This window comes from Roseibium aestuarii (assembly GCF_008477545.1).
Taxonomy (GTDB): Bacteria; Pseudomonadota; Alphaproteobacteria; order Rhizobiales; family Stappiaceae; genus Roseibium; species Roseibium aestuarii.
The window spans coordinates 685,170-699,800 of the sequence record NZ_VORA01000001.1 but is presented as its reverse complement, the minus strand read 5'-3'; the positions used below and the strand labels follow the sequence as shown (position 1 = coordinate 699,800).

General features: G+C 64.7%; 13 protein-coding genes and 1 tRNA gene. 1 reads left to right on the top strand and 13 read right to left on the bottom strand.

Features of this window, described 5'->3' with window-relative positions:
- Positions 1–157 precede the first annotated feature (157 nt).
- The 10 genes from FR728_RS03035 to FR728_RS02990 all read right to left on the bottom strand — a co-directional run bounded on the left by FR728_RS03035 (position 158) and on the right by FR728_RS02990 (position 8,318).
- Entirely contained in the window at positions 158–1,768 is a 1,611-nt protein-coding gene (locus FR728_RS03035) for a bifunctional metallophosphatase/5'-nucleotidase (protein ID WP_149891158.1), read from the bottom strand.
- Between the two features lie 331 nt (positions 1,769–2,099).
- Positions 2,100–2,306 (bottom strand): DNA gyrase inhibitor YacG, encoded by a 207-nt coding sequence (yacG, locus tag FR728_RS03030; RefSeq protein ID WP_149891157.1) that lies wholly within the window; start codon positions 2,304–2,306, stop codon positions 2,100–2,102.
- A 96-nt stretch (positions 2,307–2,402) separates the two neighbouring features.
- Positions 2,403–3,029 carry a Maf-like protein gene (locus FR728_RS03025; protein WP_149891156.1) on the bottom strand — a complete coding sequence of 209 codons (627 nt, stop codon included), beginning with the start codon at positions 3,027–3,029 and terminating at the stop codon, positions 2,403–2,405.
- Positions 3,030–3,079: 50 nt separating this feature from the next.
- Complete coding sequence (gene infA, locus FR728_RS03020) at positions 3,080–3,298, bottom strand: translation initiation factor IF-1 (RefSeq protein ID WP_006939340.1); 219 nt, start codon at positions 3,296–3,298, stop codon at positions 3,080–3,082.
- Positions 3,299–3,443: 145 nt separating this feature from the next.
- On the bottom strand, positions 3,444–3,914 hold the full coding sequence (locus tag FR728_RS03015; protein ID WP_377175304.1) for an arsenate-mycothiol transferase ArsC: 471 nt from the start codon (positions 3,912–3,914) through the stop codon (positions 3,444–3,446).
- Between the two features lie 3 nt (positions 3,915–3,917).
- On the bottom strand, positions 3,918–4,397 hold the full coding sequence (locus tag FR728_RS03010) for a UPF0262 family protein (protein ID WP_149891155.1): 480 nt from the start codon (positions 4,395–4,397) through the stop codon (positions 3,918–3,920).
- Positions 4,398–4,495: 98 nt separating this feature from the next.
- On the bottom strand, positions 4,496–5,791 hold the full coding sequence (hisD, locus tag FR728_RS03005) for a histidinol dehydrogenase (RefSeq protein WP_149891154.1): 1,296 nt from the start codon (positions 5,789–5,791) through the stop codon (positions 4,496–4,498).
- Between the two features lie 99 nt (positions 5,792–5,890).
- Positions 5,891–6,328, bottom strand: coding sequence for a DUF2948 family protein (locus tag FR728_RS03000; RefSeq protein WP_149891153.1), 438 nt, complete (start codon positions 6,326–6,328; stop codon positions 5,891–5,893).
- Positions 6,329–6,558: 230 nt separating this feature from the next.
- Positions 6,559–7,848, bottom strand: coding sequence for a UDP-N-acetylglucosamine 1-carboxyvinyltransferase (murA, locus tag FR728_RS02995; RefSeq protein ID WP_149891152.1), 1,290 nt, complete (start codon positions 7,846–7,848; stop codon positions 6,559–6,561).
- Positions 7,849–8,018: 170 nt separating this feature from the next.
- Positions 8,019–8,318: a hypothetical protein gene (locus FR728_RS02990; RefSeq protein ID WP_149891151.1), complete on the bottom strand. Its 300-nt coding sequence runs from the start codon at positions 8,316–8,318 to the stop codon at positions 8,019–8,021.
- A gap of 641 nt (positions 8,319–8,959) precedes the next feature.
- Between FR728_RS02990 and FR728_RS02985 the strand changes: the two genes are divergently transcribed.
- Positions 8,960–9,034: transfer RNA gene (locus tag FR728_RS02985), tRNA-Thr, on the top strand.
- Between the two features lie 266 nt (positions 9,035–9,300).
- Here FR728_RS02985 and FR728_RS02980 read toward each other — a convergent pair.
- The 3 genes from FR728_RS02980 to FR728_RS02970 form a co-directional block, all read right to left on the bottom strand.
- Positions 9,301–10,617, bottom strand: a complete 1,317-nt coding sequence (locus tag FR728_RS02980; RefSeq protein WP_149891150.1) for an enoyl ACP reductase FabMG family protein — start codon at positions 10,615–10,617, stop codon at positions 9,301–9,303.
- Positions 10,618–10,677: 60 nt separating this feature from the next.
- Complete coding sequence (locus FR728_RS02975) at positions 10,678–11,298, bottom strand: TetR/AcrR family transcriptional regulator (RefSeq protein ID WP_188318770.1); 621 nt, start codon at positions 11,296–11,298, stop codon at positions 10,678–10,680.
- 151 nt (positions 11,299–11,449) lie between these two features.
- Entirely contained in the window at positions 11,450–14,611 is a 3,162-nt protein-coding gene (locus FR728_RS02970; RefSeq protein WP_149891148.1) for an autotransporter outer membrane beta-barrel domain-containing protein, read from the bottom strand.
- Between the last annotated feature and the right edge of the window lie 20 nt (positions 14,612–14,631).

Here is a 14,631-nt window from a genome sequence, read left to right as displayed (position 1 = left end):
CTCGAAAGAAATTGAAGAACGACAAATCCGGAAAGACCCCTAGATGACATCTCGCAGGGGCACATACAAGACGAAAAAAGCGGCGCGCCATGCCATGACGCGCCGCCCTCGTTGACCCAAAGATCAGCCTCCTGCCGAGACCGGCAGGAAACACCATTTACTTCATGACGATACGGCCATCTACATAGGGCTTGTAGTCATTCGACTTGGAAATATAGTCGGCGACAACCTTTTCGAGGTTCGGACCGAAGTCATAGGCCTTCTCACCCTTTTCGGAGAAAATCGAATAGCCGTCACCACCGCCGCGCATGTAGTTGTTGGACACGACACCGTACATCTTGGCCGGGTCGATCGGCACGAAGGCGTCGCCTTCCTTGACCATCACGTCGGAGATGCGCTCGCCCGCGGGCTTGGAGGCATCGACCGTGAAGGTCAGACCTGCCACCTGCGGGAAGCGGCCGGCGCCTTCCTCGATCTGGGACACACCGTTTTCGAGGGCTGCGACGACACCTTCACCGGAGAGCAGGAAGGTCGCCAGGGTGTTCTGGAACGGCAGCACCGTCAGGACTTCGCCCATGGTGACTTCACCGGCATCGATGGAGGCACGCAGACCGCCACCGTTCTGGATGGCAATGGTCACGCCCTGGTCCTTGACGCGGTCCAGCATGGCATCGGCCACCAGGTTGCCCATGGCGCATTCCTTGGCGCGGCACGTGTCGCGGGAGCCGTCGATGGTCTCGGAGGTCGAGCCGATCACCTGCTGACGCACTTCCTCGAGCGGCTTGGCAAGTTCGGTCACGCGCGCGGCAATCGCTTCATCCGGCGTCACCGAGGCATCGAGCAGGATCGGGTCGCCCTTGGCGGAGATGAGATCGCCGTTGTCGCCGAAGGTCAGTTCCACTTCGCCAACATACTTGGAATAGGCATAGGCCTGAACGATCGGAACCTCCTTGCCGTCCGGGTTCGCCACGATGGTCGGATAGGGACCGGCCGCCTTGTCGTCGCTGTTGGACAGGAGGGTATGGGAATGGCCGCCCACGATGGCATCGACACCGGAGACTGCAGCGGCGATCCGCTGGTCACGGGGGTAGCCCACATGGGTCAGGGCGATGATCTTGTTGACGCCGGAAGACTCGAGTTCGGAAACTGCGGCCTTCAGGTAGTCTTCGGCGTTGTTGAAGACGACGCCTTTCCCCGGAGAGGAGGTCTCGGCGGTGTCTTCGGCCAGAACGGAGACGATTGCGATCTTCTCGCCACCGACTTCGAGCACGACGCTGCCGGGAACGTTGTCCTTCAGCAGGGCGTCACCGCTCACGTCGATGTTGCCGGACAGGACCGGGAATGGCACGGCATCGATGAATTCCGCAAGCTTTTCCGGACCATCGTCGAATTCGTGGTTGCCGACGGCCATTGCGTCATAGCCGATCGCCTTGGAGAACTCGGCTGCGGCCTTGCCCTTGTAGGTCGAATAGAAGAGCGAGCCCTGGAACTGGTCACCGGCATCCAGAACGATCACGTTGCGGCCTTCGGCCTTGAGTGCGGCGCGGCGCTCGTCAATCTTGGCCTTCACGCGCGCGATGCCGCCGAAGCACTTGCCTTCAGCAGAATCATCGGCACTGCAGCCGCTGTCGTACTTGTTGATCTGCTCGATACGGCTGTGAATGTCGTTGGTGTGCAGGATCGTGAGCTTGTAATCGGCCAGGGCCGAGCCCGACAGAACCGTACCGGCGGCCAGAACCGCCACTCCCCATCTGGTTTTCTTCGCCATTGTCGCTTTACCTCTTGTTGACGGCCGGGCGCGTCTGAGATCACGCCTCCGATCCTTCCCCTCGACCATAGCACGTGGTTTGCAACGGTTTTTCGTCGCAAAAGGTCATCCCGCCTCCCCGTGCCCCTCTTCCGGCAAACAAGGATTGCCGGGCGACCACGAGCAGGGCGAGCGCCTTCTCCTCACGCACTACGTAAGCCGGAGTATGGCAATGATCATTTTTTCACGACAAGAGGAATTTTTCGCCGCCCCGAGCAAAAATGCGGCACGACTCAGGCAAGTCACTGAAAGCGCTGCGAAAAAACTTAGCCGATTAATTATCGGGGCAGGATCAGGACTCTTCGTTGCCGTCGAGGTCGTCGGTTTCAACCACGGGAACCGTGTAGCTTTCGGAGAACCAGCGATTGAGGTCGACCTGGCGGCAACGATCGGAGCAGAAGGGATAGTCTTCCGGCGTCGACAGCTTGGAGCAGATCGGGCACGGCCGCATTCTCTGAGCGGCGGTGCGGGGGGCGGTCTTGCGGGGCGTCTCGCTCATCGGTCACTCCGTGAATGGTGATCGGCCCGTCGTTCCCCGGCGAGCCGGAGCGGGCGTGAAGATAAGGTAAAGCGGAGAAGCGACCGGAACGGCGCGTCAGGCAGCCGCATGCGCCCAGTTGCCGTGGACGGGATAGCCGGCCCCGGCAAGAAGGTTGACCGTTTCGTAGAGGGGCAGCCCGACCACATTGGGATAGGACCCGCTCAGCTTCACGATGAAGCCGCCAGCCAGGCCCTGGATGGCATAGCCACCGGCCTTGCCGCGCCATTCGCCTGAGGCGATGTAGTCGTCCATGTCCCGGCGGGACAGGCGCTTGAAGCGGACGCGGGTTTCCACCAGCTTGGAGCGGACACGCCCGTCGGCATCGGCGACGCAGACCCCGGTATAGACCCGGTGGCTGCGGCCCGACAGAAGCGACAGGCATGCGAGGGCCTGATCGCTCATTTCCGCCTTCGGGAGAATGCGACGCCCGACGCCCACCACCGTGTCGGCAGCAAGGACGAGGGAGTGACGCAGCTCCGGAGAGGCATCCGCGATCTCGCGGACGGCCTTGGCCTTTTCACGCGCAAGGCGCGCGGCCAGGGCCCTGGGCGTTTCCAGCTTCTTCGGCGTCTCGTCAATATCTGCCGGCATCAGCACGTCCGGTTCGAGACCGACCTGCTGGAGAAGAGCCAGGCGACGAGGCGATGCGCTCGCCAGAATCAGCGAAGGGACCTTGGTCATGGCTGCCCGTGGCGTCTTTCGTGCGTCCGAAGGCCGGAAACCGGCAGAGCTTACTTGAAGCGGTAGGTAATGCGACCCTTGGTCAGGTCGTAGGGGGTCATTTCGACCAGAACCTTGTCACCGGCGAGAACACGGATGCGGTTCTTGCGCATGCGACCAGCGGTATGAGCAATGATTTCGTGATCGTTTTCAAGTTTCACGCGGAAAGTCGCGTTCGGCAGCAGTTCCGTGACGACGCCCGGAAACTCCAGTGCTTCTTCTTTTGCCATTTGGTATCCTGGTTAAGGCGATCAATTGAGCGGGGAAGCTAACGGATCGTTCTGTCAAAGTGAACCGTTCATTTCCGCCAACGTGAGGGGGCATATACAGGAGACTGCGGCCAAGGTCCAGTTTGCTGCCGCCGATCGTCTCACCTCATCCGCTGACGGGGGGTGTCCAGGCCAGCCGTTTCTTGATCCGCTGCATCAGCTGATCCCGTATTCCGCGATAGGCATCCAGGATCTGGGAGCGCGAGCCGGTGGCCAGCGTCGGGTCCATGGTCGGCCAGTATTCGACATCGACCGCATCGGTGCGGGTCAGTTCCAGCGCCGCGTGATGGGCCTCCGGCGCCAGAGTGATCACCAGATCGAAGCCGGATTCGTCCAGATCCTCGAGGGTTTTGGGCTGATGACGGCTGGTGTCCATGCCCACCTCCTCCATCACGCTGTCGACGAAGGGGTCGCGCACGCCCTGGCGAACGCCGGCGGAGCGCACATAGATCTGACCGGGGAAGAGCGAGCTGGCGATGGCCGCAGCCATGGGGGAGCGGACCGCATTCATGCTGCAGACGAACAGCACCGAGGTCGGGCGCCTCGGTGACAGATCGGGGCTCCCCGGGGGCACGATCCGTCAGCCCTTCCAGTGCAGGGCATAGACGAGGGTGAACAGGCGCCGGGCTGTCCGGGTATCGATCTCCACCTTTCCCTCCAGTCGCTCCTGCAGGATGGCTGCGCCCTCATTGTGAACGCCACGCCGGCCCATGTCGATGGCCTCGATCTGGCTCGGCGTCGAGCGGCGGATGGCCTCGTAGTAGCTTTCGCAGATGAGCTGGTAGTCCTTGACGATCCGGCGCAGGGGCGACAGGGACAGGACGTGGGTGACGACCTCCACCCCGTCCCGGTCCTGGATCTGGAAGACGAGCTTCTTCTCGATCACCGAGAGGCGCAGGACATAGGCCTGGGCCGGCAGGCCGACGGGTTGGAACTGGTTGTCCTCGATGAGGTCGTAGATGGCGACGGCCCGGTCGTGTTCAATGTCCGGGGTCGAGCGGGAAATGGAGGCCGCATCGAGGACCACGTCGACGAGGTGTCCGCCCCTGTCCTGGGTCATCCCTGCCTGCTCCGCCTCACTCATGCGTCTTCCCCGTCCCTCTTTCCACATGCGGCGCGCCACGAGCCTCCCCTCGGGAATCGCCTTGGCCCACCCTGCTAGAGGTTGAGCCGAATGGCAACAGAGCGCGCGTGACCGGCCAGGCCTTCTGCCTCGCCCAGGGCCACGGCCGCCGGGCCGATCTGGCGCAGGTTGTCCGCATTGCACTTCAGGATCGAGGTGCGCTTGACGAAATCCAGCACGGACAGACCAGAGGAGAAGCGGGCCGAGCGCGCGGTGGGCAGCACGTGGTTGGAGCCGCCCACATAGTCGCCGATGGCTTCGGGCGTATGGGCCCCGATGAAGACGGCGCCCGCGTTGCGCACCTTCTTCAGGAGCGCTTCCGGGTCGGCCACCGCAAGCTCCAGGTGCTCGGGGGCAATGCGGTTGCTGAGCGGCATGGCCGCGTCCAGATCCGGCACCACGATGACGGCGCCGAAGTCGCGCCAGCTGGCACCCGCGATCTCTGCCTTGGGCAGGGTCTTGAGCTGACCTTCGACCGCCTGCTCGACGGCGGATGCCAGATCCGCACTGTCGGTGATGATAATGGACTGGGCCACCGCGTCATGTTCGGCCTGAGCCAGGAGATCGGCTGCGATCCACTCCGGATTGGCGGTCTCGTCCGCAATGACGAGCACTTCCGAGGGACCGGCGATCATGTCGATGCCCACCGTGCCGAAGACTCGGCGCTTGGCGGCCGCCACGAAGGCATTGCCCGGGCCGACGATCTTGGAGACCGGCGCAATCGTGTCGGTACCATAGGCCAGCGCAGCCACGGCCTGAGCGCCGCCGATGCGGTAGATCTCGGAAACCCCGGCAATGTGCGCGGCGGCCAGCACCTGCGGGTTCAGAACCCCATCGGGGCTCGGCACCACCATGACGATGCGCTCGACGCCGGCCACCTTCGCCGGAACGGCGTTCATGAGAACGGAGCTCGGATAGGACGCCAGACCACCGGGCACATAGAGCCCGACCGCCTCGACCGCCGTCCAGATGGAGCCCAGCTCCACGCCGATCGGATCGGTGTAGCGGTCGTCCTTCGGCATCTGGCGGGCGTGATGGGAGTGGATCCGGTCGCGCGCCAGCTCCAGCGCGTCGAGGGTCTTCTGCGGCACCTGCTTCAGCGCCTCGGCCACTTCCTCGGCACTGACGCGCAGCTCCGCCATGGAGCTGGCCTGCAGGCGGTCGAAGCGGGCGGTGTAGTCGAGCACGGCCGCATCACCGCGCCGCTTCACGTCTTCCAGGATATCCCGGACGATGTGATCCACGTCTTCGGACACTTCCCGCTTGGAGGAAAGCAGTTCACGGAAGCGGGCCTCGAAATCCTCGGCCTGCGCAGAAAGACGGATGGCCATCGTGTGTCGTCCTTGTTCCCATCGACCGGGCCGGCGCCTCTGCATCGTGCTGGCTGCCGACGCCCGGGATCTTGAAAGATTGCAGTTGTTGCGATGCGCTCAGCCGAGGTCGTGGCTCGGCAGGTTCTTCGTTCCCCAGGCCGCGCCCAGATCGGCCAGCTGCACCTCGATGCATTCCACATCCAGCGCCAGCATGCCGCCCCCCGCGAAAGTGAGACGCAGCTCGCCTGTCGGCTCATCCTTGGGCTCGAAGGTCACGGCGAGGAGTTCCAGCACCTGCCCCTTGGCCCGCGGGTCGACACCCAGCGCGCGCAGGGAATGGGCGCGGCGCACGGACAGGGCAGCGCGGCGGCGCTCGTAGTGGCCGGTTCGCCGGTCCTTCTTGCCGTCCCAGACAAAGCGGTTCATCACGAAGATCGCCGTCTGTTCCCTGGGCAGGAAGCGGATGTCGGACACGCTGATCACCGCATCCTGGACATGGGCGGAGAGGACCGCGAGATCCTCCTGATCGAGTGCTGCGAGCTTGAGCTGATCCATGGACATGCCGTGTTTGAAGACCGGGTTCATGAGGATGGAACGAAAGCCCCTTCCCACCCGAAGGCAGGAGCGGCGCGGTTGCCAGATGACCTACAGGGTCGGGACCCTTTTGACAATGCGACAGATAAGGGTGCCACGCAGATATGAAAGGGCGCGGAAACGGAAAAAGGGCGCCGCACATCCTCTGCGCGGCGCCCCTTCCCTCATGATCTGCGATCCGAGCCGGCGGATCAGCCGGAGATGCGTTCGATGGTGGCGCCGCAGCGGGTCAGCTTGTCTTCCAGACGCTCGAAGCCGCGGTCCAGATGGTAGACGCGGCTGACATGGGTCTCGCCTTCGGCTGCCAGACCGGCAATGACCAGAGAGACGGACGCGCGCAGGTCCGTTGCCATGACGGGGGCGCCACGCAGGGTCGACACGCCATCGACCATCGCCGTGCGGCCATCGATGTGGATCTTGGCGCCGAGACGCGCCAGTTCCTGCACATGCATGAAGCGGTTCTCGAAGATGGTCTCGGTGATGCGGGAGCGCCCTTGGGCCCGGGTCATCAGGGCCATGAACTGGGCCTGAAGATCCGTCGGGAAGCCGGGGAACGGTTCGGTGGTGATGTCGACCGGGGTGATGCCATTGCCATTGCGGCGGACGCGCAGGCCATCGGCCTCCTCGACGATATCCGCACCGGTCTGGCGCAGCACGTGGAGCGCGCTTTCAAGCAGGGTCGCGCGGGCGCCCTGGAGCAGCACGTTGCCGCCGGTCATGGCGACGGCCATGGCATAGGTGCCGGTCTCGATCCGGTCTGCCACCACCTTGTGATGGGCGCCGTGAAGGCGCTTCTTGCCCTGAATGCGGATGGTGGGCGTGCCCGCGCCCTCAATTTCCGCGCCCATGGCAATCAGGCAGTTGGCGAGATCGACCACTTCCGGCTCGCAGGCCGCGTTGACGATCTCGGTCTCGCCTTCGGCAAGGGTCGCCGCCATCATGATCGTGTGGGTGGCGCCGACGGAGATCTTGGGGAAGACCACGCGGGCGCCCTTCAGGCCGCCCGGCGCCTTGATGGCCACATAGCCGCCGTCGATGTCGATCTGGGCGCCAAGCGCCGTCAGGCCGTCAATGAAGAAATCCACCGGACGGGTGCCGATGGCGCAGCCGCCGGGCAGCGACACGCGCGCCTCGTGGCAGCGGGCCACCAGCGGGCCGATGACCCAGAAGCTGGCGCGCATCTTGGAGACCAGCTCATAGGGCGCGGTGGTATCGACGATCTCGCGCGCGGTCAGATGAACGGTCTGGCCTTCCAGATCGTCCTGACCGTTGCGCTTGCCATTGACCGAATAATCGACGCCATGATTCTGCAGGATCTGCGTGAGCAGGGCCACGTCGCGCAGGCGCGGGACGTTGCTCAGGGTCAGGGTCTCGTCGGTGAGAAGCGATGCGATCATCAGCGGCAGGGCCGCGTTCTTGGCGCCGGAAATCGGAATAATGCCGTTGAGCTCTGCGCCCCCGACAACCTTGATGCTGTCCATGTCCCCATCCATCAGGTGATGGCCGCGCCGGAGAGGCCGCGCCGGGCCCTTCAGTCTCCATCCGTCGCGGCGGAATTCGTGTGGTCTCCGGCTCTACACGCTCCGTGTGGCCCATGCAAGGCGCAGACGTGGCGGCAACCGGGCAATCCGGCCCTCTCGCCGACCCTGTATCAGGCGTCCGGCGTCTCCTCGTCGTCGGCCCCGCTCGCGCCCGCTTTCCCGGCGGCCTTGCGGCGGCGCAGATTGGCCCTCAGGGCTTCGGCCAGACGGGCCTCGCGCTCCGGTTTGTTCTTCATGGCGGGCTTGCGATGCAACCTGGGCCCGCTCGGTGCCGCATCCTCGGACCGGGGAGCCGCTTCGGCGGCAGCTGCATCGGCGGCAGCTGCATCGGTCCTGGCTGCATCCCCTGTCGCGCCATCGGCCGCGGGACGATCGACGCGGGGCGGAGTGTCCCCCGGAGTGCGGGTCATGCGGTCTTCATCCTCTGCTCGTCTTCCTCTACTCGCCTTGATGGCTTCCGGTCCGCCTTGCCCGGGACCTGCTGGTTCTCGCCGGCCGGGTGATCCCGGAAGGATCAGGTCGGGGCAGACTGGGGCAGGCCGGTCCGGATCGGGCCAGCGCCGGGGAGAGCCCGAAGCCCCCCTGCCCCACCTGAACCTTATCGGGCTCCGCCTGGCCGAGTTCCTTTCCCGCCTCGCCCAGCAACAGCCCCGTTCGGCCGAACAAGCCGGCAACGCGACTTTTGTCGAGCGATCTTACCCATGTGTGCCGTGATCGAAAGGGCGCAAGAGGCAAACCGGACGAAGATCCACAAGGTGCAGCCCGCCCTGACCTTCAGGATTTCCACAAGCACCAAGCCTCGGAAAACGCTGGAGAAAAGCCATTTCCCGGGAGAACGCTGCAGCCGCACCTGAAAAGTTTCACAGGCATTTTTGAAAAAACGCGACAAGGCGCTTGCGCGGCTCCGGGAGTTATGGCAAAAGCCCCTCATTCCGGACGGCACGGCCGCCGGGACACACCGCCGACCGGCAAACATCCTTGAAAATCAGTCGCTTGACTGAGAGTTGAGGAAGGTTCGAGGATCCCCTCACCACCCCACCGGTCCGCACGGGCTGCCGTAGCTCAGGGGTAGAGCACTCCCTTGGTAAGGGAGAGGTCGAGAGTTCAAATCTCTCCGGCAGCACCATTTATCCGAAATTCCCCACTCATCTTTGCATCACGCAACTGATCTTCAGTCTTGCCTTCGCGCGTTCGGCGCAGCATTCGTCGGGGTTCACGTTCGATGTTGCCTGCGCCCTGGATCCCGATTCCTTCGGATAGCATCTTCACGCGCGAAAAAAGCCCCGCGATCCTGGGATCACGGGGCTCTCTTCATTCAAGGACTTGAGGGATCAGGCGACGCGGTTGGGGCTTCCCCCTTTCCCGGGGTGCGCCATGATCCGCATCCTGCGCTCAGGCGTGGTCGGCGATGAGCTGGCGGGCGACGATGTCGTGGTCGAGCCAGAGCACCGGTGCGCCGGCATCGGTCGAGGCGCCGAAGATCAGGGCGCCGGTGGCATTGACCACATGCTGGCTCAGAACATCACTGACAAGCGCCTTGCGGTCCTTGTGCAGGGCGACGATGTCCTGGGAAAGACCGACGGTACGGTCCACCTGTTCGGCGCTGTTGGGCATGGGCCAGGCTTCGAAGTTGTAGAAGGGCTGCATGACCTCGTCGATCTGATAGGCGCGCACCATGGCGAGCACGTCTTCGAGCGAAGTGCCATCCTGAAGCAGCTCTGCGCATTGCTGCCAGAGTGCATCCACGAAGGGGCCGTTGCCTTCCTGGCGCAGGGCTTCAAGCAGCGGCAGGAGCGACAGCTCGATGCCGGCGAAGACGTCGGAGGAGTTGGTGCGGATTTCCGGGCAGTTGAAGACCGTGGCATGCACGCCTTCGGCCCAGGCGGCCTCGGCAAACTGCTCCAGGCGCATTTTGGCATAACCCTGGGTGTAGTTGGTGTAGGTCTGCCAGCGGTATTCGCCATCCACCAGGATGCGGGTGCCGTGGTAGCCATAGGCGCTGTAGCGCACCTTGCCGCCGGCAGCCTCAATCTTTGCGCGCAGGGGCTTGCTGGCGGCCAGAAGGTGACCGAAGCTGTTGGCCGTCACCTCATCGAAATTCTGCAGGATGAGCTTGCCCAGATCGCTTTCCACCAGGGTCTGGGACGGCTGATAGCGCGCGCCGCGGCCCTTGTAGATGCGGTTGGCGATGGCGAGGAACACCTTGGCGCGGGGAATGCCGCCAGCCATGGTGTGGGCGAAGAAGACGTTCTTGCCCGCCGGAATGTGACCTTCCAGCTCGGCCATGACCTTGTCCAGCGCGGCGGTGAAGCGGGCGACGCCGATCTCGCGGCAGCGGGCGATGTGGTCCCAGTCGAGCTTGTGCTCCTGCCAGGTGTCGATGGACATTTCGCCCACCAGATCGGTCGGCGTCTTGCCGCCTTCCGGCGCGTCCATGTCAAAGCCGGCCATCAGGGGCACGTTGATGATCTTGCCGCCGAGATTGGCTTCCGCCTCCGCCAACTCTTCCGCGGTGAGGGCGCGCAGGGCACCGGTCTCGTCGCGCCGACCGACCGTCACGCCCACCACCGTCATGCCGGCGGCCTTCGCTGCTTCGATGAGGCCGGTGGCATAGCCGCGGCCGAAGAGCTCACCGAAGAGGACGAAGATGTCGCCCTCGCCGAACAGGCCGTTTTTGGGAAGGGTGGTCAGGGGTACGGGGGATTTCATATCGGTTGTCTGTCTTTCATCAGCAAGGTCGGGCCGACCGGGTCCGGAAGGGACGTCAGGTCAGGCGTGTTCGCAAGGAGATCGGCCCGCCGTCTGCGGCAGTCCGACGAAAAGGTCAAGAGAGGCCATCACCTGTTCGCGCAAGGATGCCCTGGTCCGGGAGGGCGCGTAGAAGGGGTCGGCCATCATGGTGGCGGTGCCCACGGTCAGCGCGGACAGGTGAAGGAAGAGGGTCTCGGGCGCCTCGTCCCGGCGCCAGCCGGCCGCCTGGGCGGCGCGGATTTCCTGGCGGATCCGGTCGGCAAACTGGCCAACGGCCGCCGACATTTCCGCCGGCGCGTGGCGCATCACATCCGGCAGGCGCATGATCTGGTAGATCGCCGGATGGGCAATCGCCCAGTCCGCATAGGCGCCGGCAATGGCGCGCAGGCGCACAAGCCCCGCCGGCAGGTCGTCATAGGAGCGGGCGAGCGTCACCACCCGCTGCACGCCCTCGTTGGCGATGGCGCCTAGAAGATCGGCCTTGGTCTGGAAATGGCGCAAGGGCGCGGCATGGCTGACGCCAAGATGGCGCGCCAGGGCGCGCAGGCTCAGCGCCTCGATGCCCTCGGTGCTGAGGATCTCGATCGCGCGCCTGATCAGCGCCTCGCGCAGGTTTCCGTGGTGATAGGAGGTCGACATGGGATCCGGTGATGTAGTCACCGCAAACATTGCCCAGAAGCAGCCGCCCGTCAAGCAGAGGCGCGGCGTTGTCCCGCATCCTCTGCGCAGGCCCTGCGCCCCTCGTGCGCGGGCCTTGCCACCGATCTCAGGTCCTGGCTGCCCGCCCCGCTCAGAAGGCGAGCCGCACGCCCGCCCGCGCCCCATGGTCGCGAACACCCTGCCCCAGCTCTCCCTGATAGGAGACATCCACCGACAGGCGGTCCTGATAGGTCATCTTCAGCCCGGCTTCGAGCAAGGCGGTGTCGGTCGCCATCGGCGCCCCGGCAATGTCGAAGGAATTGCCGCCCGAGGCGAAGCGCATGGACAGGGTCGGGTCCGTGTCGCCGAAGCCGTGACGCCAACCAAGCCCCCCGGTCAGAGCCGTGGTCAGATCCGGTGTCTGCGCCAGGATCGCGCTGCCCCGCAAGCCCAGGGTACTGACCCCCTGGACGGCCGTATCGAAGGCAACGGAAAGCGCGGCTGCGCCTCCGGTTTCCGTAAACCCGTCGCTGTGCTGGTGCAGCACAGCGAGGCCCACATAGGGCTCCATCACCGCCCGCCCCATGGGCAGGCTCCAGCCGAGTTCGACGAAGCCCTGGGCAGTTCCCGCGTCATAGTCGGCCGCAAGGCGGTCACTGAAACCGGTGAAGGCGACGGTGCGGGCGCTCTCGACCGCGTGATAAGCGTAGGACGCGCCCAGACGAAGCCCGAGAGATCCCTGCCCCAGGTCCCAGGCGGTTCCACCATAGACCCCGACATGGAAGCTGTCCGTGGTCCCGGTCGTGGCATTGAGCGGGGAGTCGAACAGGCTCCTGGACCACCCGGCCATGAGGCCGGTGCGCCAGTCGGGCAGGATTTCGGCGTCCAGACCGGTGAGCAGGCCGCCGCCCCGGCGATTGACCTCTGCCGTTCCGGCCGTCGCATCCACCGTGCCCCAGCCGCCAAAGCCGCGCCCCCAGATCTGGGCATTCACCTGCTCGAGAACCGGAACGCTCCCCTCGCCATTGAAGGCAAGGGCCCCTGCACCGCCAGACGGGCCGAAACCGCTGAGCCGCTGTAGCGCGGCGCCGCGCAAGATGCCCCCGTCGCCGATCATGGCCGTCTGGAGGCCCGCATAGGTCTCGCCCGACAGCTGCTGGAACGCGGAGCCCGGTTGCCCGGCGGGCAGCCCGCGCACTGCATTGAAAAGCGGATTGCCATTGCCGAGGCTTTCCACCCCCCCACCCGCGCGGGTCTGGTTCGGTGTGGACCCGAGGGCGCCGAAGCTGATGTCATTACGGCTCAGGGTCAGGGTCGCCTCCGTTGCGGAGTAGGCAACCTCGGCATCGAGATAGGCAAAGCTGTCGGTCACCGTATCGAAGCGGCCGGACAGGGCGGCACCGCGCAGGATGGTGTAATCCGTGCTGTCGCCATAGGTGACGCCCGTGTCAGTTCCGTTTTCCGCGAGCACCGAGAGGATTGCTCCATTGGCAATGGCAACAGCACCCGAAGCCTCCAGAAGGTCGGACTGGCCGGCCGCGTTGACCTCGATTTCAAGAGTGCTGCCGGTGACCAGATCAAGCCCGCCGCTGACCGTCAGCGTGCCGATGGAATTGCCCGGCGCCAGTGCCGCACCGGCCGCCAGCACCACATCCGAGACCACACCCGTGCCACCAAGGGTGCCGCCGGAGCTGATCGACAGCTGCCCGGTCGCCGTGTCGTTGATCGCGAGCCGCCCCCCGGAAAACACGGTGACGTCATCATCAAAGGCCCCGGTCATGATGGCCGTGCCGCCAAAAACGTCGAAGGTCCCCGTATAAGACGACAGATCTCCCCGGATGCTGGTCGTGCCGGAATAGAACTCGAGGGCACCGCCACCCTGGAGTGCCGGATTGAAGTCGTAGGACGTCTCCGAGTGGTTGAAGACCAGCTTGCTTGAGGAGCCGTCGGTGAACATCACCGTACCGGCCGCAACGGAGCCGGCTGCAGCTGCCGTATCCCCGGCCGCAGCGCCGATGTTCAGGATGCCGGCGGTTCCATTCAACGCACCGAGGCGGACGGTCCCGATATTGTTCAGACTGTCGCCGCCGGATGCCACAAGCTTCCCGCCGTCCGAGAGGGTTACGGTCGCGCCGCCATCCAGTCCCATCCGGACGTTCTGATAGGAGCCCAGCGTGCTGCCCGCACCGGACACGGTGACCAGGGCATTGCTGCCAGGGGCATATCCCAGGACCATGTCGGAGATGCTGGCAAGGCCCCCGCCACCGGTCAGGGACACGATGGCGGTTCCGCTGATCCCGACGTAGGCGATATCTGAAGCCACCAGTCCGCTGGTCGCGCCCGAGATGGAAATGTGGGCCGCCACGCCGGGAGCCGCTGCGAGTACGGCCGTCTGTGCACTCACGTATCCGCCGTTTTCCAGCGTCAGCGTCGCGGGCCCGGTCGACGAAAAGTAGAAGAAACGAGGTGTGGACCAGTGAGCATTGCTGCCGGAGAGCCGAAGTTCCGTGCTCTTGCCCGATGTCCCCGAAACCAGAATGTCGCCGGCTGATGCCGCTGCCGTGCCGACCAGCGTGCCGGAGACGAGGTTGAGTTCCGTCAGATCCACTGCGCCAGTCAGTGTCGTGTGCCCGGCCAGATGCTGAAGTTTCGAGGTTCCCGCGCCCTTCGTGAGGTCCGCACCCAGGACATAGTCCGTATCTGTATGATTGAAAACGAGGGTGCCAAGCCCTGCCCCGAAGGTGATTTCGTCAACCTCCAGAGCCCCGGCACCGGCTGCCGCCTCGCCCTCTGCCGCGCCAATTTCCACGGTGCCGGTGGAGGAAACCCCAGCCGCAACGGCAAGAGCCTCACCCGCACCAAGACGGAATGTGCCGTCATCAGAAACCGTGAGTATGCCGACGCCGGTGCCCCCGATCTCTGCTGAAGTCGAAAAACTCGCCAGACTTCCGGTGCCCGTAATGGTCAGCTCACCGGTATTTCCGATGCTCTCCCCAACCGACAGCTCGACGCCGGTCACCTGACCTCCATTCGAGACCGTCAGACTTCCATCTCCTCCGCTCGGCCCGATGCTCAGGAAGGAGGACGAATCGTAAGGGGAGCCCAGCGTGCCGCCAATGCCGCCACCGATGACTGTCTCGGAGCCCACGATCTGATCGAAGGCCCCCGCAGGGCTCGCGATGACCAGGGCAGCCGCGGTGAGCAATGAGCGCTTCAGCGCGGCAGACGAGGAATGCTTGGTCTCGGCACAAACGATGACCGGGCGCGCGGTGCAATGGGAAGAACCGGAATGCGACGACACAAAAAGACCCATCAGAGAAAAACCCTGGACTC

Excerpts from the sequence above, each read along its gene's own strand:
- FR728_RS03010 (WP_149891155.1), bottom strand. The coding sequence starts at position 4,397 with ATGACCCAGGACAGGGGCGGACACCTCGTCGACGTGGTCCTCGATGCG.
- murA (WP_149891152.1), bottom strand. The coding sequence starts at position 7,848 with ATGGACAGCATCAAGGTTGTCGGGGGCGCAGAGCTCAACGGCATTATT.
- FR728_RS03035 (WP_149891158.1), bottom strand. The coding sequence starts at position 1,768 with ATGGCGAAGAAAACCAGATGGGGAGTGGCGGTTCTGGCCGCCGGTACG.
- hisD (WP_149891154.1), bottom strand. The coding sequence starts at position 5,791 with ATGGCCATCCGTCTTTCTGCGCAGGCCGAGGATTTCGAGGCCCGCTTC.
- FR728_RS02970 (WP_149891148.1), bottom strand. The coding sequence starts at position 14,611 with ATGGGTCTTTTTGTGTCGTCGCATTCCGGTTCTTCCCATTGCACCGCG.
- FR728_RS02980 (WP_149891150.1), bottom strand. The coding sequence starts at position 10,617 with ATGAAATCCCCCGTACCCCTGACCACCCTTCCCAAAAACGGCCTGTTC.
- FR728_RS03000 (WP_149891153.1), bottom strand. The coding sequence starts at position 6,328 with ATGGATCAGCTCAAGCTCGCAGCACTCGATCAGGAGGATCTCGCGGTC.
- yacG (WP_149891157.1), bottom strand. The coding sequence starts at position 2,306 with ATGAGCGAGACGCCCCGCAAGACCGCCCCCCGCACCGCCGCTCAGAGA.
- FR728_RS02990 (WP_149891151.1), bottom strand. The coding sequence starts at position 8,318 with ATGACCCGCACTCCGGGGGACACTCCGCCCCGCGTCGATCGTCCCGCG.
- infA (WP_006939340.1), bottom strand. The coding sequence starts at position 3,298 with ATGGCAAAAGAAGAAGCACTGGAGTTTCCGGGCGTCGTCACGGAACTG.
- FR728_RS02975 (WP_188318770.1), bottom strand. The coding sequence starts at position 11,298 with ATGTCGACCTCCTATCACCACGGAAACCTGCGCGAGGCGCTGATCAGG.
- FR728_RS03025 (WP_149891156.1), bottom strand. The coding sequence starts at position 3,029 with ATGACCAAGGTCCCTTCGCTGATTCTGGCGAGCGCATCGCCTCGTCGC.